The 21,254-nt window shown below is 46.9% G+C and carries 21 protein-coding genes and 1 pseudogene; 16 read left to right on the top strand and 6 right to left on the bottom strand.

Annotated elements, in window-relative coordinates; translation table 11 throughout:
- Nucleotides 1-141 precede the first annotated feature (141 nt).
- The 3 genes from PPRES148_RS05005 to PPRES148_RS04995 all read left to right on the top strand — a co-directional run bounded on the left by PPRES148_RS05005 (nucleotide 142) and on the right by PPRES148_RS04995 (nucleotide 3,022).
- Nucleotides 142-1,851 (top strand): transposase, encoded by a 1,710-nt coding sequence (locus PPRES148_RS05005; protein ID WP_149453522.1) that lies wholly within the window; start codon nucleotides 142-144, stop codon nucleotides 1,849-1,851.
- 435 nt (nucleotides 1,852-2,286) lie between these two features.
- The gene (locus PPRES148_RS05000; protein WP_187820628.1) at nucleotides 2,287-2,745 is read left to right on the top strand and encodes a transposase; all 459 of its coding nucleotides are present in this window, start codon (nucleotides 2,287-2,289) and stop codon (nucleotides 2,743-2,745) included.
- A gap of 91 nt (nucleotides 2,746-2,836) precedes the next feature.
- Nucleotides 2,837-3,022, top strand: coding sequence for a hypothetical protein (locus PPRES148_RS04995; RefSeq protein WP_149453520.1), 186 nt, complete (start codon nucleotides 2,837-2,839; stop codon nucleotides 3,020-3,022).
- Nucleotides 3,023-3,410: 388 nt separating this feature from the next.
- Here PPRES148_RS04995 and PPRES148_RS13295 read toward each other — a convergent pair.
- Nucleotides 3,411-3,738 (bottom strand): annotated as a pseudogene (locus PPRES148_RS13295) (IS256 family transposase); the annotation flags it as partial.
- Between the two features lie 427 nt (nucleotides 3,739-4,165).
- Nucleotides 4,166-5,527, bottom strand: a complete 1,362-nt coding sequence (gene mgtE / locus PPRES148_RS04990) for a magnesium transporter (RefSeq protein WP_149453519.1) — start codon at nucleotides 5,525-5,527, stop codon at nucleotides 4,166-4,168.
- A 247-nt stretch (nucleotides 5,528-5,774) separates the two neighbouring features.
- Between mgtE and PPRES148_RS04985 the strand changes: the two genes are divergently transcribed.
- Both PPRES148_RS04985 and PPRES148_RS04980 read left to right on the top strand, forming a co-directional pair.
- A complete protein-coding gene (locus tag PPRES148_RS04985) occupies nucleotides 5,775-7,370 on the top strand; it encodes a Ppx/GppA family phosphatase (RefSeq protein ID WP_149453518.1) in 1,596 nt (531 codons plus the stop codon).
- Between the two features lie 677 nt (nucleotides 7,371-8,047).
- Nucleotides 8,048-8,239 (top strand): hypothetical protein, encoded by a 192-nt coding sequence (locus PPRES148_RS04980; protein ID WP_149453517.1) that lies wholly within the window; start codon nucleotides 8,048-8,050, stop codon nucleotides 8,237-8,239.
- 23 nt (nucleotides 8,240-8,262) lie between these two features.
- Here PPRES148_RS04980 and PPRES148_RS11120 read toward each other — a convergent pair whose 3' ends face one another.
- Nucleotides 8,263-8,433 carry a hypothetical protein gene (locus PPRES148_RS11120; protein ID WP_187820626.1) on the bottom strand — a complete coding sequence of 57 codons (171 nt, stop codon included), beginning with the start codon at nucleotides 8,431-8,433 and terminating at the stop codon, nucleotides 8,263-8,265.
- A gap of 179 nt (nucleotides 8,434-8,612) precedes the next feature.
- Here PPRES148_RS11120 and PPRES148_RS04975 point away from each other — a divergent pair, with 179 nt between their 5' ends.
- From PPRES148_RS04975 to rpoB, 10 genes are all read left to right on the top strand, one after another.
- Nucleotides 8,613-8,825, top strand: a complete 213-nt coding sequence (locus tag PPRES148_RS04975) for a hypothetical protein (protein WP_149453516.1) — start codon at nucleotides 8,613-8,615, stop codon at nucleotides 8,823-8,825.
- Between the two features lie 986 nt (nucleotides 8,826-9,811).
- Nucleotides 9,812-9,961: a 50S ribosomal protein L33 gene (gene rpmG, locus PPRES148_RS04970; RefSeq protein WP_149453515.1), complete on the top strand. Its 150-nt coding sequence runs from the start codon at nucleotides 9,812-9,814 to the stop codon at nucleotides 9,959-9,961.
- A gap of 30 nt (nucleotides 9,962-9,991) precedes the next feature.
- Nucleotides 9,992-10,210, top strand: coding sequence for a preprotein translocase subunit SecE (secE, locus tag PPRES148_RS04965; RefSeq protein ID WP_246142903.1), 219 nt, complete (start codon nucleotides 9,992-9,994; stop codon nucleotides 10,208-10,210).
- Nucleotides 10,211-10,301: 91 nt separating this feature from the next.
- Entirely contained in the window at nucleotides 10,302-10,835 is a 534-nt protein-coding gene (gene nusG, locus PPRES148_RS04960; protein WP_149453514.1) for a transcription termination/antitermination protein NusG, read from the top strand.
- Nucleotides 10,836-10,874: 39 nt separating this feature from the next.
- Nucleotides 10,875-11,303, top strand: a complete 429-nt coding sequence (gene rplK / locus PPRES148_RS04955) for a 50S ribosomal protein L11 (RefSeq protein WP_149453513.1) — start codon at nucleotides 10,875-10,877, stop codon at nucleotides 11,301-11,303.
- A gap of 27 nt (nucleotides 11,304-11,330) precedes the next feature.
- Nucleotides 11,331-12,038, top strand: a complete 708-nt coding sequence (gene rplA, locus PPRES148_RS04950) for a 50S ribosomal protein L1 (RefSeq protein ID WP_149453512.1) — start codon at nucleotides 11,331-11,333, stop codon at nucleotides 12,036-12,038.
- Nucleotides 12,039-12,074: 36 nt separating this feature from the next.
- Nucleotides 12,075-12,572 (top strand): 50S ribosomal protein L10, encoded by a 498-nt coding sequence (gene rplJ / locus PPRES148_RS04945; protein ID WP_149453511.1) that lies wholly within the window; start codon nucleotides 12,075-12,077, stop codon nucleotides 12,570-12,572.
- A gap of 48 nt (nucleotides 12,573-12,620) precedes the next feature.
- Entirely contained in the window at nucleotides 12,621-13,007 is a 387-nt protein-coding gene (gene rplL, locus PPRES148_RS04940) for a 50S ribosomal protein L7/L12 (protein ID WP_246142902.1), read from the top strand.
- A gap of 27 nt (nucleotides 13,008-13,034) precedes the next feature.
- Complete coding sequence (locus PPRES148_RS04935; RefSeq protein ID WP_149453510.1) at nucleotides 13,035-13,727, top strand: class I SAM-dependent methyltransferase; 693 nt, start codon at nucleotides 13,035-13,037, stop codon at nucleotides 13,725-13,727.
- Nucleotides 13,696-17,241, top strand: coding sequence for a DNA-directed RNA polymerase subunit beta (gene rpoB / locus PPRES148_RS04930; protein WP_149453509.1), 3,546 nt, complete (start codon nucleotides 13,696-13,698; stop codon nucleotides 17,239-17,241). The genes PPRES148_RS04935 and rpoB overlap by 32 nt, the downstream gene beginning before the upstream one ends.
- 564 nt (nucleotides 17,242-17,805) lie before the next feature.
- Here the strand turns inward: rpoB and PPRES148_RS04925 are convergent.
- Nucleotides 17,806-18,282 carry a hypothetical protein gene (locus PPRES148_RS04925; protein ID WP_149453508.1) on the bottom strand — a complete coding sequence of 159 codons (477 nt, stop codon included), beginning with the start codon at nucleotides 18,280-18,282 and terminating at the stop codon, nucleotides 17,806-17,808.
- On the opposite strand from PPRES148_RS04925, the gene PPRES148_RS04920 reads away from it, so the two are divergent.
- Nucleotides 18,268-18,453: a hypothetical protein gene (locus PPRES148_RS04920; protein ID WP_149453507.1), complete on the top strand. Its 186-nt coding sequence runs from the start codon at nucleotides 18,268-18,270 to the stop codon at nucleotides 18,451-18,453. The genes PPRES148_RS04925 and PPRES148_RS04920 overlap by 15 nt on opposite strands.
- Before the next feature lie 988 nt (nucleotides 18,454-19,441).
- Here the strand turns inward: PPRES148_RS04920 and PPRES148_RS04915 are convergent.
- Both PPRES148_RS04915 and PPRES148_RS04910 read right to left on the bottom strand, forming a co-directional pair.
- The gene (locus tag PPRES148_RS04915; RefSeq protein WP_223127957.1) at nucleotides 19,442-19,708 is read right to left on the bottom strand and encodes a hypothetical protein; all 267 of its coding nucleotides are present in this window, start codon (nucleotides 19,706-19,708) and stop codon (nucleotides 19,442-19,444) included.
- Nucleotides 19,709-20,106: 398 nt separating this feature from the next.
- A complete protein-coding gene (locus PPRES148_RS04910; protein ID WP_149453505.1) occupies nucleotides 20,107-21,036 on the bottom strand; it encodes a hypothetical protein in 930 nt (309 codons plus the stop codon).
- Nucleotides 21,037-21,254 lie beyond the last annotated feature (218 nt).

The following is a 21,254-nucleotide window of genomic DNA, read 5'->3' as shown; positions in this document are numbered from 1 at the left end:
TATTTAGATTATTATGTATCAAACCATGGTAATTAAATCTTGTTAGTTAAAAAACATGGTAAGAGATATGGAAAAGCCATCTATCCTTGTTGTATAATCTTCCTTATCAAAATAAAAAAATATAAGGAGACTAGAGGACAGATGGCTTCCCAACGTTGTAACACAATACCCAATGACTACGAAACAGAGGAAATAGAACAAAGGGAAACTTACTTGCAGAATCGTCTATTATCCCTGGTGGGTACGAATCAACCTTCTGATATAGAATTTGTTTTCATCCTCCTTGGCCTGTTCTTCACCGAATATGCATCCTTATATAGGAAGAGATACAGTGGTTACCACAATACCATTGGGAGGCCATGCATACATATACTCATACCATTGATTTTCGACATAATCAAGGAGTTTTTACGGTGTAGCGACCGTATGCTGATCATTCAAATTCCACGCGAAGGCCCTCTCTTTGAGGCATTGGGTGGTAAAGAAGGTAGACCACTTATGGGTGAAAGAACACTATATGAGAGTCGAAATCGCCTCAATGTCTATGAGGAAACCGAAGGCTATAATGTGAAGGAACAGTTCTACTCCGACTTCACCCAATTTTTGATGGGGATCGTGGGCATGGATCCCAGTATTTATCGGATGGATTCAACCCTTATCGATAGCTGTATCAGGAAACTGAGCCGCAATATGTTGATTTTTTTGGTGATTAGGATTTCGGTTCGTACGATGGCCAAACTTGCCCTACCTCTTCCTTCCGAATGGGAGATCTTCTTGCAACCAGATTGCGGGATGGCCGATGTGAACGAAGCCCAGGCCCATTCTTATAGGTCCCTCCTCCTTCTACCAGCGGATCACCCAACGGACAAGATGAAACGGAGGGCAACACTGCTAGAGATTTGCCTAGCCCTCAAACACTTTGGGAACCAGTACAAGGAGTTTCAATCCGCCCCAGTCCATATACTGTTGCAAAGGGTGATAGGAGAGCAGACAGAGGGAGTTGAACAGGAAGGGCAAAAGAGACTCATGGTGCGTTCCACCTCGCCATCAGGCAGTCTGCAAAGCCCCTTTGATCCAGACGCCCAATGTCGTATCAAGGGTAAGCAATTGTGTAGAGGGTATGTTTGTAACCTTGTCGAGGCCCGTGATGAGGTGAAGAGATTGAGTATACTCACCCATGTGAATACCCAAGGGGCACTTCATTCCGATAAGGATTTTGGAGTTGACTATATATCCAACCATGCACCAGAGGACAACAAGACCTTGTATTTCGACGGAGGGTACAACTGCCATGAGGTAAGGGAGGCGGCTAAAGAACGTACTATCGATATACACCCAACCGATATGTTGGGAAGAAAGGAAAATCCCAGTAAAAAAAGGGTAAGCGGGTTCAAGAGGGGGAAGGATGGAAAGATCCATCGGTGTCCTGGTGGCAAGACCCCCGACTCATCCACGTACCAACCCGGAGAGAAGGGCAAGGGTAAGATAGTGGCCCGCTTCCATAAGGGGACCTGCGGGGGATGTAAATTTGCCGAGCAATGTGCAGCCAAACCTCTGAAGAGGGGGGAAAGGGTCCTGCGCACCACGGATCAGTCCTATTCAACGGCGGAACAACGAGACAAAATGGAGCAACCGGGGTACAAAGAGAAGGGTAATCGTCGTGCGGCTGTGGAGGGGGTTTGTTCTTCTATGAAGAACCGTTTTCAGGCAGCCAAAATGAAGGTGCGTGGTAAGACGAGGGTGGCACGGGCCATGATGGCAAAAGGATCTGCTTATAATTTATCCCAGGCCGTTCGTTATCTTCAAAAGAAGATCAGGAAGATAAGGATAAGATCACCAATAACTACATAGGGTTTAATATATAATAATATTTAAATAAAAAATAAAATTCGACTTTATGTCGGTTTCTTTGGTGTGCGCAAAAGGGGCGAGATAGGAACCGGATCCTATGATTCCACGGTGATTTCGGTGGTTCAACAAAAAATAACCGATCGCACGAAATTTTCAGGTGCAATCCCCCTAGAAAGGGGTACCTTTCCACCCCAAAGAACTTACGCCGGAAATACCCAAGCAGACTGTTTTTATATACATTAACAATATAAACATTTCCTGAACACATTATTTAATCTACAAAAATATTTTAATAAGTTTGATACCTTTTTTCGCGGTAGCACCATATCATATATTATCGATATGTATGAAAACCTAATATCAGAATACAAACATATGCCTAAAAACAAGAAAAAGAATTGTTTTTTAAAAATAAAGCAGGCAATCCGCGGGGCCTTGAAGAACCGTTATTGGGAAACCATGGATTCACAGGTGAGAGCCTTCATAAAAAGGGTTTTTGAGTATACTTCCTCTTGGTCCCATTTGGAGAAAGCTTACGGGTTTGTAACTGCACTGGGGCATTGGTATGACAATGAGTTCCATACGATCCAGGAGGATCGGGACGCCCTGCGTGCCCTGATAGAAGCAGGACTACAATCCCGGTGCGTGGGCATTCAAAACGCGGCAAAAAGCTTAGAATCCGGCGAGAATTATATCGCCAATTACCACCTCTGTAGAATGACCAATGGCGTTGCAGAGGGTAGAAATTGTTTCGTCAAGTCCATCATGCGCCGATATTTCGGGATTAAGAATGATAAAAATTACAAAAATCTAGTGATTGTGTTATCCAACCGTCCTCGCACCCAAACCGAGTACAAACCTCGATATTCCCGTGTTAGATCCTGGGCCTCATAATCATTTTTTACATATAGAACTACATGGGTAGTTGGGAGAGGGGGATATCCCGTTTGTTTCGGCATTCCAAACTAAGGTACTATGTTGCACAGTGAGCGTCCCATTGGGCCCATCCCCCTTGTACATTGTGCATGCTGCTCGAACGTATAGGGAAAGGTCTGTTGTTGGTTTCTCCCCCTTTCGCTACTTTTCCCGAGGTACCATACCCCTTAGATTTGGCGTGTACTTAGTCGCAGCTGCTGTCCATAATGAAAAGGGGGGAGAGACTATCAACTAGGGTTATAGGGCAGCCCGGTGAACTCAAACAATCTGTTTGCCTACCATCCGTTCTTCATATGCTACTCCATAATACTGCCTGCCTGATTCATGCAATAATTTCATACCCTAAAGCCTCTGTTCATCCACCCGCTATGAATAGCGGAGACCCTATTCCCTGATAGAGGGTGAGTTACCAATTATTATAACATATAAAACTTAAATTTTATAAAAAAATGTATATGTACTACTGTGTTCCCACAAGAATACCTTGGAATACAGTGGGGGAGAATCCGAATCTAGGCAGATATAAACACAGAAACCTACCACGATACATTTGATCTATCGAACCATGGTTCAGCCCCCACTCCTGAGACTGAACCCCCAGGTCCGAAGTTTGGCCAAGAGCCGAAAAAAGTAATGGGACCCCTATGGGTATCTAAAACACGTTTTCTATATCCATTTCTGATGATTGTACAGCGTGCTCCGTTGTCCCTTTGATATCTTTTTCGCCCCAGATATTGATCCCTCTCATAGTTGGCCAACCATGTCCAAGCTTTTCCAATGGTGGAATTTCCGCAGTTTTTATCATGCAGAATAAAATGCACGACAGTTCGAACGGCTTTCTCTTATGATAATTCTGATTTTTGTAAATATTGTACCCGCTCTAGGAGATCGTTCTCCATTTTTTTATCACAAAATAGGAGCCGGTAGAGCGGTATAAGTATTGTGGTTCATCCATTCTATATCCCCTCTATTCCATAAAATTTTAAATTTTTTCGGAATAGTGTAACAGAAGGACAAACAAAAATAAAATGGAAATTTATTACCATTTTTAATGAATAAGGATGGGCTAAGTACTTAGTGAATAGGTAAAAAAGGGAGGATAGAGCTAGAAAACCAAAATATACTTTTTATATTTTAATATAGTAAATTTATTTTATATAGTAGTCCATGGGGGAAGCACCTCAAATGGGGGGAAATCCTCCCCTGTTCAGAAATTCACACCCCCAACGGGATGCTCTGCCTGAACGGTTCATCAGATGATACGGGGAGGACAAAAAAGGGGCCCCTGGGGGGACCGACATCAGATTTGGGATGCAACTGTCTTTGAATGACTATCCTGGTGGGAGGGAGTTCTGTTGGGGGATTTTGACCTTAACCTTCACAGACGGAGAAACCATTGTGCAAGTTTGAAATAGATCACCAGCCCGGTTGCGTCGACTACAGTACTGATGAGCGGTCCTGAGACAACAGCCGGGTCCAATCGCAACCGGTGAATGAGCAAGGGTAGCAGGGAGGAAACAAGGGAGGACCATACTACAATAGCGAGTGTAGCTGCAGGGATAATGTATAGGACGCGGGTATCACCACCAAATTGGTAATGTACGAGGAGATAGGTGAGTCCGTAGGCCATTATGGCAAGGCTGCTGCCCAGCAGGAGGCCACTTGTACACTCCTTTTTTATGACACGGCCAAGATCCTGGAAGCGAATTTCCCCCACATTGAGGGCGCGTACGATGGTATTGATGATTTGGGAGCCCGTGTTCCCCCCGGTCCCTGTGAGGAGGGCAATGAAAAAGGACAGAACAGCGTGTTGGTTGATTTCCAGTTCGTAATGGCTTAGGACCTTGGCAGTGAGGGAGCCACCGATGAACAGGGTGAGCAACCAGGGGATACGCCTACGGACAAGCTGGAATACAGATGTTTGCAGGTAGGGGTGAAGGAGAGGCCGACTACCACCTAATTTTTGAAAATCCTCCGTGGTTTCCTCGCGCAGTACATCGGCTATGTCGTCGTAGGTGATGATGCCTACCAGTCGGCCTTTCGGGTCCACCACGGGGAGAGCGTAGAAATCATAGTGGGAGAAAATGGAAGCAGCGGCCTCCTGTTTCATGGAGGCAGGGATGTTGATGGGATTTTGATGGCCCATAGTTTCCAGTTTTGTGAATGGATTGGCTAGAATGATCTCCTTGAGCGAAACAACACCGCATAATTTGCCATGTGCTGAGGTTACGTAGATGTAGGAAATGGTCTCTGCTTCTGCGCCCACTTTGCGTAAATGTTGGATGGTTTGTTCGCAGGTCCAAGAGGTCCGTGCGGCTATGTAATCAACGGTGGCACGACCACCAGCGGTAGAGCTTGGATAGGTCATAAGGGCATGGATTTTCTGGCGATAATCGGTTGCAAGGAGTTGTAGAAGGGTTTCTGCTTGTAGGGGGTGGAGGGCGAGTAGCATATCTGCCACGGAGTCACTCGACATTTGTTTGAGGAGGGGTGCGGCGTCGGTTGCGGGTAAATGGTGTAGAATCCGGTATTGCACTTCAGGATCCAGATAACTAATAGCCTTAGCTGCTAGGACACGGGGTAGTGGTTCGATGATATGCAATTGATGTCCATGGGGTAGTTGCTTGATTACCTCGGCCAGATCACGGGGTTGGAGATGGGGGAGGCTAGGAGGGAGTTTTTCCGTGGGTTTCCATTGCAGTGCAGCATCTATATGTCTCCGTAGGTCCAGTCGACTCATAAGTGGTTTCTCCCCCTTGCGCGAGCTGCTTGAGGTTCTACATGTTAGGGCAGGGACAGGATATCAGCTCCTGGTAAGGGCCGTCAATGGAGGATGATAGGTTTTGTTGTTCCTTGGTTTTGGGGTGCATGTTGTCCTTATTTGCTGTTCCGTACTGATATGGAGGAGTGATGTGCGGAGTGATTTGGGTTATTGTAGAGTAAGTGATGATCCGTGGGTCTGTACAGGTAGGTGACGACTACACAATGTGCCGATAGGTCATTCGTTGGATTGGGACTTTCAGGTGCAGGGGTGTACAGTGGCCTCGTTTCGGAGGAGATGGGGGATTGTGGAGCAGAGTGCGCGCCCCGTCTGGGCAGTGGTTGACATAGGTTCCAATAGCTTACGCCTGGTTGTTTATCGTGTGGAAACGACGGGTTTTCTCACTTTGTTGACAAATTTAAAGCATGCGGTGCGTTTGTCAGAACACATAGATGAGCGTGGGTATCTGACGGAGAGGGCTATTACAATTTTGGTGGATACCTTGAAGGCCTTTCGGGAGGCTTTGTCCGTGTGGAATTCTGAACAGGTGGACATCGTGGCTACTGCACCCCTTCGTTATGCGCGTAATTATGCGGAAGTTGTGGCTGTTTTGCGGGGGCATGTGGGTTGGACGGTCCGTATTCTGCGTGGGGAGGAGGAGGCCCACTATGCCTTTTTGGCAGCTGCGCATACGACGTATGTGGAGGATGGTATAGCGGTGGATATGGGTGGGGGGAGTACAGAGCTAGCACTCTACCGCAAAAGGCGTTGCGTTGCTTATGCTAGTTTGCCTTTTGGTGCTCTGCTTCTCACCCAACGGTTCCCCAGCGATGAGGGATTGTCGGATGGAGGACGGGATCGCATCCAAACCTTCCTACGTCAGGCATGGAAGGATGTACCTTGGCTCGGTGATTGTGGTTTGCCCGTTGTGGGGATTGGTGGTACCGTTCGTTCCTTGGGAAAAACGTATTCACGCTCTTGTGCCTCGCCCGTGACGGATACACATCAAGGTACCATTCCCCGCCAGATTGTTGTAGACTGGGCCAATCGTATTGCCTCCCTCTCCATTCGCGGACGGCGACGCGATTTGGGGTTACCACGTGGACGTACCGTGATTGCGGCACCGGCTTCCCTAGCTTTGGGTTCACTCCTACAGCATGCCAATTCCCCCGCTCTGGTTATTTGTAGGGGTGGTCTGCGTGAGGGTATGCTGTACGAGCGATTGAGGGTGAGTCATCAGGGTACCCTGCCGGCAGAACGTAGTTTGGCTGAGGTTGTTCGTAGGCACGGGGGTTGTGGTATGGAATCACCGTTGGTGGTAACAGTGGACTTGCTTGTGAGGCGGTTGGTTCAGGTAGGTTGGCTTTCCTTGGAGGAAGGGGAACACCAGAAGGTTCTGCGTGCAGCTTCCCTGACACCTTTGTATGAACATGATCGTCGGGATACCTCTAGGTTTTCCCAGATGTTGAATTGGTCGTGGGATGGGTTTTCCCACCTGGAGCAATGTCAGTTACTCTGGATTGCCTCGCCCGGTGATCCTTCCTGGCGTGCTCACCGTTTGTGGTGGAATCAGGCAGTTACGTATGCGCAACGATGTCGTTTGCAGCAGCTGGCGGCTGTTATTTCATTAGCGAGGGCCCTAACCTGGACGCAACGCGTAATGGTGAAGGATATTCTTTGTACTACAACGGATGAAGGGGTCTCGGAATTGACGATTCATTGGCTGGGGAATGCCTTTTTGGAAAAGCAACGTTGTGATGTTGCTAAGCGACACCTGGAACGCTCGTTGCGCCGTTCGTTTGTTCTCCATTTTGTCTGTTGAGGCGGAGGATTGGGTTCATGGCACCTTTTGTGTGGGGTGTTGCTTCGTTTTGATATCGTTCTCAGTTCCTGTATGGTATCCTTGGAATGGGGGAACCTGTCCTTTTCTAGGGGCAGGGCCTTTACTTGTTTAAGAAGTGTGGATAGAAAACATAATGTACTCTATCATCCTAATTCATCGTGTTCACCCTATTGGATTGTTTCCAATCGCGTATCTGTGTTTCAAAAAATCGTACAAGAGGGGTGCGAGTGGCCCCCTCCCATCTACGTTTATGAGTAGTAGTACCCTGAACTTCGATTCTTGGTATTGATATTGCATAATAATATTTATATAAATAATATATATATATATATTATTTATTGGTATGAACACAGACATCCCCAATCAGGGTACTTCCCTGGTATCATCTTCAATACCATAGGAAATCGATGCTCGTTGATTCATCCCAGTTCGTTCCCAGTCTTTTCTTCCTCATTATGTACAATAGTACCATTACAGTGCGTATAGGGATGAAAAACTTTCATAATATTTTTTTAAAATTTTATATTGTCCGATGGATGCCCCCTTCGGGAAATTCGCTGGTAATAACGTTTACCCGGGCCCCTTCTCTTGTCCTTCTTGTTGTGAATAATCCTATCAAAGCATATAGTTGTCCTATTATGAAATAATGAGTATGAATGCCTGATCATAGGACGTTGGCCCATGTTAATCTAGACCCATTGTATGCTTTAGAATTGTGGAACAGTGCCCCCCTGATGAAGATTTTTTCATTGACTTTTTACTATCTGCTCGTTTGTAGTCGATCAAAATTTCCCTTTCGCAGTGGACTTGTGATGAAGCCGGGTGTTTTGGCTGTTCGCTGTACCTGAATTTGCGGGGCTCATCGCTGGGATCAAGCGGTATCCTTATCGTCCGTGGATGCCACCACGGTTACTTCTATTCCTTTGTGAAAGCCCTTATCATTCCGAAGAGTAGCAGCAGTGTCCTGCGTCCGTCTGCTTGTCGACATCATAACTTGATCTAAGAAAAGATATTTTTTCTTTATTTCTTGACTTTTCCCCATTCGGGAGGTCGTAGATCGTTTGTAGTAGCCAATGTCCACAGTAGGAGTGTTCGGATTTTTCCTTCTGTCCCCGTGTCCTTATGATGTTTCTGGGGTTGTTCTGAGAGATTGGGTTTCTTTTTTTCTTACCTGTTCCCCCCTTGTAAGGGATTTTTTACAAAGGAACAACCTTTCTACAGTTGCGCGATGATGATCCTTTTTTTCGTATTCCGGCCCTTTGGTTCCGTTGTTCCGCTTACTACATCATGCTATTTCTATTTGTATTGCTTATTTCTATATGCAATATGGATTGGTGCGTAAGGAATGATGTTTCTTATGGTCCCATGGCTATTCTAAGCGAGTTGTTGGGGATTTTATCAGGGAAGTATTCTGTCTGGGGTAGTGATATCTAGTGGATGTGAAGGGGGGAGGATTGTTTGTGTTCCCCATGATCCTTTGGATTCTACTGTTATTGTCCATGGGATCAGGATTCATCCGGCGAGACATCCACATGCAAACAACTTCCTATTATTTGGAACGGATATAGTTAGGACATTCATCTGCCCATGGGGCTATTGATGTGTCTTCATCGCTTTCAGACGTTCCTCCGTCCTATCCCTAGCTTTTGGATGGACGGCTGGAGTGGGGTCCAGGAATACTGAACCTATCCAGATTGTAATTGTTTGAGGCTTGTATGTAGATCGAAAAATAGAAGAATATTACATTATATTTACTTAATATTCTATTCGACTTCATCTTATACGGTAGGCTAGTTCTACCCGAATATAATGTTAGATGACATGGGGGCATCCTAATTTTTTGAGTTCATCAAGGGGATATTCGTACTGGTCCTTATTCTTAAAGTAGTGATCCGCAATAGTGATCTAAATGGTATCCATGTACTTATCCAATGGAACAAGGGGATGATGGTTTTTCATCTACCCGTCCTTCACACCAATGTAGGAACCGTGCCGGTGCAAAAACAAAATCACCCCCGATCCGTATTTGCTTATCCATTATTTTATTTTGATTTTTTTTACTATGGATAGGATTAGCAAATGGAGAAAGGACAGAATTGGGGTAGATGGCTATTGCCGTCGCTATGATTTGCACCAACACTCTTTTTCTTTTCAGGGACCTAGGGAAAAATTATGTTTTTTAAAGTAATATTTTTATTAATTTCTGAATGAATCTGAGATTGAAAGGAACGGTTCCGTTTTTGTGGGTTGGTTCCACGGAGGGGATGGAGAAAACGGGTGATCAGGATGGGAATGATTCAATCTGTGTGGTATGCTTTGACAGCAAGAGGAACGGTATGGTAACATAGGCGCGGTGTCTTTGTTTGAATCGAAGAGCTGTTCGGATTTTGGGAAGGCTCTAGGGTGCGGGGAGGTTTAGAATGCGGGTGCAGTTTACCTTGGCATGCGGGGAGTGCCGCATGCGGAATTACATCTCAACGAAAAACAAACGCCAGCATCCAGAGCGTATGGCATTTCGGAAATATTGCCCCCGTTGCAATGCTCACCAGGTACATCGGGAGACCAGATGAAGTGAGTTTACCAGGGGAGGCGTGTTTGTTTTGTCCAATGCAGTAGGTTTTTTCCGTCGCAGTTGGATGGGCGCGAGGGATTTTTTCCGCGGATGTGTCCAGGAGCTGCGTAATGTGCGGTGGCCCAATCGCAGGGAAATGGTACACTACACGATCGTTGTGCTCGTGGTTGTGGCGATTTTGACGTTGTTTATTTTTCTTGTGGATTTGGCGCTCCAGCAGTTATTTAGTCCTATTTATTCCTCCTGAATAGCGATCCCTCGTAGTGGAATTTCGGCGTATCGGCTTTGCGTGGTGCGGGGGGAGGGAGTGGGTTCTGAGCCCTGATGAAGGCGTGAATGTGAAAAAGCACTGGTACGTGGTACATACCTATTCGGGTTACGAGAACAAGGTAAAAGCTAATCTGGAGAAGCGGGTTCACTCTATGGAGATGCAAGAGAAAATTTTTCGTGTTCTTGTTCCTGTCGAAGAAGGCATAGAGCACAAGAATGGCAAGCGAAAAACAGTCATGCGGAAGGTGTTTCCGGGGTATGTGCTCGTGGAAATGATCATGACGGACGACTCTTGGTATGTGGTGCGGAATACACCGGGTGTAACGGGATTTGTTGGTTCGGCAGGGGCTGGTTCCAAACCCACTCCACTTATGGAGGGGGAAGTGGAGTCCATTTTGCGACAGGTGGGCTTGTCAGGCCCTAATGTAACCGTGAATTTCCGTGTAGGTGATCAGGTTCAGCTGCGGGATGGTCCGTTTGCCGGTTGTGTGGGTATGGTGGAAGAGATTGACCGTGAGTCGGAGAGGGTGAAGGTCCTCGTTAGTGTGTTTGGACGTGAGACCCCTATGGAGTTGGGTTTCCTACAGGTGGAGGAGATTTGATCTCTAGCCAATTTTGTTGCAGGTGGGGGGTGGTATACAATGGCTAAGAAGGTTATGCGGGTTGTGCGTATTCAGCTTCAGGCTGGGAAGGCGACGCCGGCCCCTCCCGTGGGGACTGTATTGGGGCCGACAGGGATCAATCTTGTTGGGTTTACCAAGTCTTTCAATGATCAAACAGCATCACAAATGGGTTCGGTTGTTCCTGTGGAGATTACGATTTACGAGGATCGATCGTTTACCTTTATTACGAAGGTTTCGCCGGTAGTGGAATTGATCAAGAAATCATTGGGTCTTGCGAAGGGTTCCAGTGAGCCCCATAAAAACAAGGTAGGTACGCTTACCCAAGATCAGGTTCGTGAAATCGCCCAAACCAAGCTTCCCGATTTGAATACGACCGATGTGGAGGCGGCCATGCGTGTGGTAGTCGGTACCGCAAATAGTATGGGTGTGAGGGTAGTAGGGGGTTAGGAATCTGTAGTAAGAGGGGGAGAGTACATGGCAAGACGGGGTAAAAAGTACAGAAATGCCCGGGCGGCATTGAAAGAGTATGAGGGTGCAGTGCATACGCCGATGAAGGCACTTTCGTTGGTGAAGGAGGTTGCCCATGCCCAATTCGATGAGACTGTGGAGGCCGCCTTTCGTTTGGGGGTGGATCCCAGACAGGCTGATCAGCAGGTAAGGGGGGCCGTTGTCCTCCCGCATGGGACTGGGCGCACGCAACGGGTTGTTGTGATTGCGAGTGGCGATAAGGCCAAGGAAGCCCAGTTGGCCGGGGCTGATGAGGTGGGCGATGAGGACATCATTCGCCGTATTCAGCAGGGGTGGCTGGATTTTGATGTAGTCATAGCGACGCCTGATATGATGCCTCGTGTGGGGCAGCTGGGTCGTATTTTGGGGCCTCGGGGTCTTATGCCCAATCCTAAGACGGGTACGGTTACCCCCCAGGTCGGTAGGGCGATAGAGGAAGTGAAAGCGGGTAAGATCGAGTATCGCGTGGATCGAGCGGGTAACGTGCACGCCGGTGTTGGAAAGGTATCGTTTGACGTGGATCAATTGGTGGACAATTTGCAGACCTTAGCAGGTGCGCTTGTCAAGGCGAAACCGGCCGCATGTAAAGGGATTTATATGCGTGGCGTAACCGTGGCCTCCACTATGGGTCCAGGTGTGCCGGTGGATTTGCAGGCTGTTTGTTCTGGATTCTGAGGGTAATTCCTTGGAGAGAAGGGGGGGTGATGGGTTGTGAAGGCGGCATTGCAAAAGAAGCAAGAGAAGGTAGCAGATGTAGCTAGTAGGATGTCGGCTGCCAAGTCTACTGTGTTGGCCGATTATCGTGGTTTAGCGTCCAAAGAGAATGAGGATCTGCGTAGGCAGCTGAAAGAAGCCGGGGCTGTACTGTGTGTGGCTAAGAATACGCTTGTTCGGCGTGCGGCAGAGGAAGTTGGCATTGAGGGTTTGGATGCGTACTTGCAGGGGCCTACTGCGTTGGCGTTTGCCGTTGAGGATGCTCTTGCACCGGTGCGTGTCCTTTGTGCTTTTTCCCGAAAGCACAAAGCCCTTAAGGTCAAAGGTGCCGTGCTCGAGGGTGAGGTAGTGGATAAAGGGGTATTGGATTCCCTGGCCGATGTTCCGTCCAGGGAGGCCCTACTGTCGATGCTTCTGTCTGTTTTACAGGCACCTATGCGCGGAATGGCTAGTGTTTTGCAGCAGAGGGCGGAGAAAGTGGAAGAGGCGGGGTAGAATGTTTCCCCGACTCGGTATTAGTGTGAAAAGGAAAGCGAGGAATGAATGGGTATGAGTGCTTTGACAAAGGAACAAGAGCAGTTCTTGGAAACCATTGAACAGATGAAGGTGAAAGATTTACTTATGCTCGTTAAGGGCGCAGAGGAGCGTTGGGGTGTATCCGCAGCGGCGCCGGTGGCGGTAGCAGCAAGCGGGGAGGGAGCCGCTGCAGTAGAGGAGAAAACTGAATTTGATGTAATTCTAGAGGATGCGGGTGGTTCGAAAATCAATTGTATTAAGGCCGTGCGGGATGCGACGGGTTTGGGTTTGAAGGAGGCCAAGGCTCTGGTGGACAGTTTGCCTTCTGAAATAAAGAAGGGTGTTCCCAAAGAGGAAGCCGAGAAGTTGAAAACAAAGCTCGAGGAAGCAGGCGCAAAGGCCTCTCTGAAGTAGGTTCCCCAGTGAAGGGTGGGAGCTGTTATGGAGCATTACTATACGAGGCGCCCTACTTCCACCCAGCCCCCGAGAGTCGTAACGTCTGTTGTGGATGGGGAAACGTTACGTTTTTGGGTTTCAAGCGGGGTTTTTTCGGCGCGGCGGGTGGATCCAGGAAGTCAATTGTTGCTTTCTGCTGTCACAGTTGAGGAGGGGGGCAGGATCCTCGACCTCGGCTGTGGTTATGGTTTTATAGGTATAGGTTTGGCTTTGAAAAACCCCTCCAGCAGGGTGGTTATGGTTGATATCAACGAGAGAGCTGTTGAACTTGCACAACGCAACGCGAGTATGCATAACGTCAGACAACGAATGTCGATCTATGTAGGTGATGGATTGTCAGCTGTAGCCGTTGATCCGCCTTTTTCCACGATTGTGACCAATCCACCCGTGCGGGTGGGTAAAGCGTTGATTCATCAATGGTTTGCTGCGGCGCCCACCTATCTGACTCCGGGTGGTTCGTTGTGGTTGGTTTTGCGTAAACAACAGGGGGCTGCGTCCATGCAGCGCTCCCTCTCGCGTTGGTTCGCGCAAGTTCGCCTTGTTTCAAAGCGTTCAGGCTATCGGGTTTTGCAGGCATCGCTTTCAAAACTAGGGGAAGCCTTTGCCCTGGGTGACTGTGATGGAAACGAAAAACGGGGGGGATTGCATGGATGCCAAGACGATTCCATGTGGTCGTAGGTTTCGTCGCAGCTACGCTCGTATCCATGAGGTACTTGGTCTACCCAACCTGATTGAGATTCAACAAAAATCCTATCAGTGGTTTTTAGACCAAGGACTGAGGGAGATGTTTCAGGACATATCCCCCATCGAGGACTTTGCTGGGAATCTCCTCTTGGAGTTTGTCGATTATAGCTTGGGGGACCCCAAGTATGATGCAGAGGAATCGAAGGAACGGGACGTAACGTATGCAGCTCCTTTGCGTGTTAAGGTACGCCTGATCAACAAGGATACCGGCGAGGTGAAGGAACAAGAGGTATTCATGGGTGATTTCCCATTGATGACGAAAACGGGGACCTTCATTATCAATGGTGCGGAGCGCGTTATCGTGAGTCAACTTGTTCGATCTCCTAGTGTCTATTATAGCACGAAGATGGATAAGAACGGGAACCCTACCTACACTGCTACAGTAATTCCCAATCGAGGTGCCTGGCTAGAGTTCGAGACCGATGCTAAGCAAGTTTTGTATGTGCGTATTGATCGCACACGTAAAATTCCCATTACTGTTCTCCTACGTGCGCTCGGACTGGGGAGCGATGCGGAAATTCTAAATGTATTGGGCGAGGACGACTATGTAAGGAATACATTGGATAAGGATAGTACAGGAAATACAGAGAGGGCCCTTGTCGAGATTTACGAACGTTTGCGTCCGGGGGAACCACCAACGGCAGAGAGTGCGCGTAGTCTGTTGCACGCTAGGTTTTTCGATCCCAAGCGCTATGATTTGGCTAACGTGGGTCGATACAAGATGAATCGTAAGCTCCACTTGAAGAATCGTCTATTAGACCAGAGGGTGGCGGAGGATATCGTTGACCCCACGACAGGTGGGATTCTTGTAGAAGCTGGACAAGTACTAGAGAGGCGTTTTCTAGATAAGATTTTACCCGTTCTTGAGGGTGAGAACAAATTTGGGTTGCGTACATTCAAGGTGCAGGGTGGTGTTCCTATCAGTGGGGAGATTGCCGTGCAGAGTGTGAAGGTTTATGCGCCCAATGATGATAGTAAGGTCATTCAGATCATTTCCAATGGCATCATTGATCCCTCTATCAAGTATGTTACACCCTCTGATATTGTCGCCTGCATCAACTACTTTCTCAATCTGCTGCGTGGGATCGGTTCCGTAGACGACATTGATCATCTGGGTAATCGTCGGTTGCGATCGGTAGGGGAGTTGTTACAAAATCAGTTCCGGATAGGTCTCTCCCGGATGGAAAGAGTGGTCCGGGAGCGAATGTCGATTCAGGATGCCAATGCAATTACGCCGCAAGCCCTGATCAATATACGACCTGTGATTGCAGCTGTGAAGGAGTTTTTCGGTAGTAGTCAGCTTTCGCAGTTCATGGATCAGACCAACCCTCTGGCGGAGTTGACCCATAAGCGTCGTTTGTCTGCCTTGGGACCTGGTGGATTGACCAGGGAGCGGGCGGGTTTTGAGGTTCGGGATGTTCACCACTCCCATTATGGCCGCATGTGCCCGATTGAAACGCCGGAGGGACCCAATATTGGTCTTATCAACTCCCTATCGAGCTATGCAAGAATCAATGATTATGGTTTTATTGAAACTCCTTACCGCAGGGTAGATCATGACACTTTGGAGGTGACGGAGAAAATTGACTATCTAACGGCGGATGAGGAAGATCATTACTACGTCGCTCAGGCGAATGCCCCTCTCACGGAGGATAATCAGTTTGCTACGGATGTGGTGACCGTACGGCATCAGGATGAAATTTTGCCCGTGCCAAGGGCGCGTGTGGATTATATGGATGTTTCGCCTAAGCAGGTGGTTTCAGTGGCAACGGCCTGCATCCCTTTCCTGGAAAATGATGATTCCAATCGGGCGCTCATGGGATCCAATATGCAACGGCAAGCTGTTCCTTTGTTGATTCCCGAGGCTCCCTATGTGGGTACGGGGATGGAGCATGTGGCTGCTCGTGATTCTGGCGTTATGATTCGCGCCGAGAGGCCAGGTATAGTGGAGAAAGTAGTAGCGGATGAAATTGTGGTTCGACATGTAATGGAGGTGGATGGTGAGCGGGTCGAGGGGGATGTTGATATCTATAAACTCACCAAATTCACACGATCGAATCAGGGTACCTGTGTCAATCAGCGCCCTGTAATCCAACGGGGTATAGAGGTTAAGGAAGGGGAAACATTAGCGGATGGCCCATCGACGGACATGGGCGAATTGGCACTAGGGCGTAATGTTGTAGTAGCTTTTATGACCTGGGAGGGCTACAACTACGAGGATGCGATCCTTCTGAGTGAACGCCTGGTTAAGGATGATGTGTATACATCCGTTCACATTGAGGAGTATGTTTCGGAGGCCCGCGACACCAAATTGGGTCCAGAGGAGATCACGCGCGATATCCCCAACGTGGGAGAAGAGGCCTTGAAGAATTTAGATGAGCGTGGGATCATTTGCGTGGGTGCGGAGATCAAGGCTGGCGATATTTTGGTGGGGAAGGTGACGCCCAAGGGTGTAACGGAATTGACCGCGGAGGAACGATTGTTACACGCTATTTTTGGTGAAAAGGCCCGCGAGGTTCGCGATACCTCCTTGCGTGTCCCACATGGACAGGATGGTATCATTGTTGATGTGCAGGTATTTACACGGGAACACGGGGATGAGTTGTCACCAGGTGTAAATCAGTCCGTCCGTTGTTATATTGCCCAGAAGCGAAAGATATCCGAGGGTGACAAAATGGCGGGTCGTCATGGGAATAAGGGTGTCATTGCCCGTATCTTGCCTGAGGAGGATATGCCCTTTCTCCCTGATGGTAGGCCCGTGGAGGTGGTACTCAATCCCCTGGGTGTTCCCTCACGGATGAATATTGGTCAGGTGCTGGAGGTTCACCTGGGGATGGCCGCCAAGGTGCTCGGAGTTTATATGGCAACACCTGTTTTTGATGGGGCGACGGAAAAGGATGTTTTTGCGTCTCTAAGGGAGGCCAATCTTGATGAAGATGGGAAAACCCTTCTCTATGATGGTCGTACGGGAGAGCCGATGGAAAATCGTGTCACTGTTGGTGTTATGTATATGATTAAATTAGCACACATGGTGGATGACAAGATCCACGCCCGTTCTACGGGTCCTTACTCCCTGGTTACCCAGCAGCCCTTGGGTGGGAAGGCTCAGTTTGGGGGGCAGAGGTTTGGTGAAATGGAGGTATGGGCTCTGGAGGCCTATGGGGCAGCTTATACCTTACAGGAGATCCTTACCGTTAAGTCCGATGATGTAGTAGGTAGGGTGAAAACCTATGAAGCCATCGTCAAGGGTGAAAACGTTCCTGAGCCTGGGGTTCCGGAATCTTTTAAGGTTTTGATCAAGGAGTTGCAGAGTCTGGGGATGGATGTGAAGATTCTTTCAGCGGACGAGAAGGAGATTGAAATGCGAGAGTTGGATGATGAGGAAGAGTCTGCACATGAGCGGTTTGGTTTTGACCTCGAGAAGGCGGAAACGGCCTCTGGCTCTTGAAGATGTTGGGGGTGGGTAGGCGCTTCCCCGGTGGGGTATGGGATATGGGCATGGACTGGAGGAAGGGGTGTCCAAACTCTCACCCTTTATAATCTTTTTTTATGTATGAATGTAAAAACCTGCTTCGCAAAAGCAGGTTTTTGTTTATTATTTTACGATGTGGTGGAGTCCTTTTTGGGTTGATGAACAGAAAAATCATGAGAGATGGTGGTTCTAAATTCAGTGGGGGAGGTGGTTCGGCATCAATGTGTCGAGGATAGGATCCCGGTATGGAAAAACAGTTTTCTCCGAGAATGATTCCAGGGCAAGGGTAAGGGGGATGGATATTCCCCTAGCAGGATCCATATGTGGTTTGGGACGGGTATGAGGTGCTCGGGTTTGCTGCTATGAAGAAGTGGTCATCCCCATAAATGAAGTGTGGGAACCGTTGTGGTTTGAGGTTTTCAAAGGATATGGGAACGGCGATCCTACGCCTTCATGTTTTATTTTTAAAAATGCGGGCTATCTTTTTCTGTTGTATGCTTGGGAGAATGTAGGTTTGTGGGAGTTCATACCTGGAGTGGGTCACCCTGGGGCGGGTTCGTACGTATAGGTATTTTGGTTTTGTAGCCGTTCGGTATAGGGTAGGGATTCGAAAAGGATATAGTGGGGGATTATGTTTTGATAGCTGTCGAGTAGGGCTGGCATCTCAGCCAGTCCTTTCATAGAACCGAATAGTCTTCCATGGGGTCTACATGTGTATCCTAGAGAATCAAGGGAAACAACATCATGATTCCTGCTCCGCCTACCATCCTCATAGTAGAAGATTTTAGTCTTCTCAGGATGCAGTTCCAGTCCGCACTCTGCCATTCCTTGCCGAATTTCTGAAAGAAGATAGTTAGCTTGCGTTTTGTCCCGACAGTGAACGATCCTATCATCTACATCACATATAAAAAAATATAAGGAGATGAGAGGACAGAGTACCAACCCGGGGATAGGGAGGGAGGGTAAGATCCACTTCCATGAGAGGATCTGCGAGGGGTGTAAATGGGCCGCGAGCAATGTGTTGCCACTCTTCCTGAAGAGGGGGGAAGGATCCTACGTACCACGGATTCGTCCTCCTATTCAACGGCGAAACAACGAGACAAAATGGAGCAAATAGGGTACAAAGGGGAGGGTAATCGTCGCGCGGCCGTGGGAGGGGTTTGTTCTTCTATAAAGAATCGTTTTTAGGCTGGCTCAGATGAAGGGTGCGCGGTACGATGAGGGTGGCACGGGCTTATGATGGCCAAAGGGTCGGCTTATCATTGAACCCAGGTCGTTCATTATCTTCAAAGGAAGATCAGGGAAAGGAGGATAAGACCAAACATAACTATATAAAAAATTTAATATATAATAAATTTCAATAAAAAATAAAATTCGGCTTTTGTATCGGCTTTTTTGGTGTGCGCAAAAGAGACGGGATAGGAACCAGTTCCTACGATCCCTCGGCGATTTCGGTGGTTCAACAAAAAATAACTGATCGTACTAAATTTTCAGGTGCATTCCTCCAGAGAAGGGTACCTTTCAACCCTAAAGTACTTACGCCTGAAATATTTATTATGCAGACTGTTTTTATATTAATTAATAATGTAATCATTTTCTAATAATTAAATTTAATTTACAAAAATATTATAATCAGTCTGATATTTTTTTCAGAAGGGGCACCATACATAGAAACATGGATTCCCCATGATGGAACGCGGTTGTGTGCTGATAGGGGGTACTACAGCCATGAGATCAGTGAGCTTGCCCAATCAAAGGGTATATTGTTCACCCATAGGACGGGCTAACAAAAGGGTGGGGGGCGAAGAAAGGGGCCCTTTTCAGGGGAAGAGGGGTCTGTAGAGGCTCTCTGCGCGAGGAACAGGGATCCGGAGGGAAAAATCTGCTCCCACAAGGGATTTCAACCGGGAATAATTAGAACAGGTCCAACAAAGGGGTTCTACGTGAGGGAAAAATAATGGGGGAGAATGGATCTATAGGGTAATTAGGGTCAATTTATATTTTATTATATATTATATTGAAATAATTAGTAAAAAAAATAGATTCAGAAACGGGTCATTAGACAACGCGGAGAGGACAAAAAAGGGCCCCACAGGGGCCCTGACACCAAATTTTGAGATGCAATCGATGCTCATCGGATCAACGATAATCAATTAAAAATATTTTTAATTGAAAATTATACGATTCCCTCCTTGTCACACAACTCCTTCGCAGTCATTCCTGCAGTACTCCCTGCAGTAGAACACTCCTCTATCCTCGCATATCCCCGTGCCTTCGAAGCGCGAGTACAAGCCGCCGTCACTTTCACAGTAACGGCTATCCCAACTAAACCACAGCGCACAGTTCTTTTGGAACGACAATGGGGCATCTCTTGTTCCAAAATGTTTTCTTCCGGATCATGTGTAAATTGAGACATTTGTTCTTGATCATAACGTTGATCCATCCTCTTGTTGGGCACGACTTGTGAAGATACCTCTGCCAAGCTGTTCACTGTTATGATAAAAGGGGATATTACCAACAGGGTGATAAAAAAGAACTGTACAAATATAACCTTTTTATTTATTTTATCTACCTCCGCATTCGTATACCAATACCATATATTTTTATATATTTAAATGTATTATGAAACACTCCTTCTCTATCAATCCTACCAAAGTAAACAGGAAATCCAGGATCTGTTACGTTCATCATTTTCACATATCTCTTTTGGAATCAACCCATTTCTGGTTTTAAATCGGATTTTCACCTCCCACGTACTACATTTTCTTACATTGGGTCTATGTCGTCCTGTATCACAATAATTATGCATTTATTTCATTTTAATTTTATATAATTCACTCTTCACGGAATCCAAACCCTTACCATCTTTTTTATCAAAATAAATACAACCCATACTCCCACTGCACAAAAAAACAGAAAATCAAAACGTCTAAAGGAAAAATACCCTCTCTTTTCCCTCGTGTCAACAATAGAGATCATTCCACCAAAATCATCGTAAAACATAGATGTATTGGAAAATCCCCCCTGATCCCCTTCTATGAAAGACTTTAGGATGAATGGACGTTTACCGAGAAGAAAATGCGCCCAAGTAGGGAATATCCACAACGAATACAATATCATAATAAGACCTGAAAAAGGAAATGAATGAACATCATGATCAAGGTACATATTCAAATGTATAGGGACCACATACATTAGCAAAAAAAATATACTAAATTTTGAAAAAGAAAGAAAATCTATCTTTTCTTCCACTTGCTCCTTCAACCAGTAACGTTCACGAAAAATCTGCCAATGTAGACTCCCCCACCAGCCAACCACCCCTGCGGTCAAAACAACATAGGATTTCTGTATCCAGGCAGAAAAAATCATGGACAATAAAAACCAAATAAAACCTATCCACGAGGCAGCATACCATTGCCATTTTGTGATCCCTTTTTGTTTTGCTGTATGAAAACACTTCAATCGATGCGAACGAAGGAAGGAAATCCTTTCGTATAAGTAGTAAAGGTATTTGGTAAATATACTGTGTAATTCTAATAAACGGAGTGCAATGATAGAAAAAAAACAAGACAGACTCCACTCCAGGACCCACCCATGGGGTAGGGAGGGAAATAGGAATGGTGCAAACGGTGTTCTTCCATAAAGACTAATATGTAATAAAAAGAGGATATGAAACAAAAAAGCCAAAAATCCGAAATACAACACCGTTTTTCTTACGGTTGCAACCTCACTTCCCATACTCTTGAACACTGGAAAACGACAATTTCTCATTTCACCACCCCTTATCCATTGGGGGAACTACGAGCGACGTCATATTATTTCCAAACGTACATTCTGAGACTTGAGCTATTGAAACCCCACTCTCTATTCTGTTATGCATACCCTGTTTGTCATCATACCAAGCCTGCTTAAAAACAAAGAAACACCCTACCCAAAGTGCCCACTATGCAACGCCTCATTAGGATCACTTTCAATGGATATGCAGGTAC

It is taken from the genome of Pasteuria penetrans, from assembly GCF_900538055.1.
Lineage (GTDB): Bacteria > Bacillota > Bacilli > Thermoactinomycetales > Thermoactinomycetaceae > Pasteuria > Pasteuria penetrans.
This window is presented reverse-complemented; position numbering and strand designations above follow the sequence as displayed.

What these genes read in the sequence shown, in the direction of transcription:
- rpoB (WP_149453509.1), top strand. Translation starts at nt 13,696, where the DNA reads ATGGATGCCAAGACGATTCCATGTGGTCGTAGGTTTCGTCGCAGCTAC.
- rplA (WP_149453512.1), top strand. Translation starts at nt 11,331, where the DNA reads ATGGCAAGACGGGGTAAAAAGTACAGAAATGCCCGGGCGGCATTGAAA.
- rplK (WP_149453513.1), top strand. Translation starts at nt 10,875, where the DNA reads ATGGCTAAGAAGGTTATGCGGGTTGTGCGTATTCAGCTTCAGGCTGGG.
- PPRES148_RS04980 (WP_149453517.1), top strand. Translation starts at nt 8,048, where the DNA reads ATGCCTGATCATAGGACGTTGGCCCATGTTAATCTAGACCCATTGTAT.
- mgtE (WP_149453519.1), bottom strand. Translation starts at nt 5,527, where the DNA reads ATGAGTCGACTGGACCTACGGAGACATATAGATGCTGCACTGCAATGG.
- PPRES148_RS04915 (WP_223127957.1), bottom strand. Translation starts at nt 19,708, where the DNA reads ATGGATCAACGTTATGATCAAGAACAAATGTCTCAATTTACACATGAT.
- PPRES148_RS04920 (WP_149453507.1), top strand. Translation starts at nt 18,268, where the DNA reads ATGGGCCGCGAGCAATGTGTTGCCACTCTTCCTGAAGAGGGGGGAAGG.
- PPRES148_RS11120 (WP_187820626.1), bottom strand. Translation starts at nt 8,433, where the DNA reads ATGGGGAAAAGTCAAGAAATAAAGAAAAAATATCTTTTCTTAGATCAA.
- PPRES148_RS04935 (WP_149453510.1), top strand. Translation starts at nt 13,035, where the DNA reads ATGGAGCATTACTATACGAGGCGCCCTACTTCCACCCAGCCCCCGAGA.
- rpmG (WP_149453515.1), top strand. Translation starts at nt 9,812, where the DNA reads ATGCGGGTGCAGTTTACCTTGGCATGCGGGGAGTGCCGCATGCGGAAT.
- PPRES148_RS04910 (WP_149453505.1), bottom strand. Translation starts at nt 21,036, where the DNA reads ATGAGAAATTGTCGTTTTCCAGTGTTCAAGAGTATGGGAAGTGAGGTT.
- rplL (WP_246142902.1), top strand. Translation starts at nt 12,621, where the DNA reads ATGGGTATGAGTGCTTTGACAAAGGAACAAGAGCAGTTCTTGGAAACC.
- PPRES148_RS05005 (WP_149453522.1), top strand. Translation starts at nt 142, where the DNA reads ATGGCTTCCCAACGTTGTAACACAATACCCAATGACTACGAAACAGAG.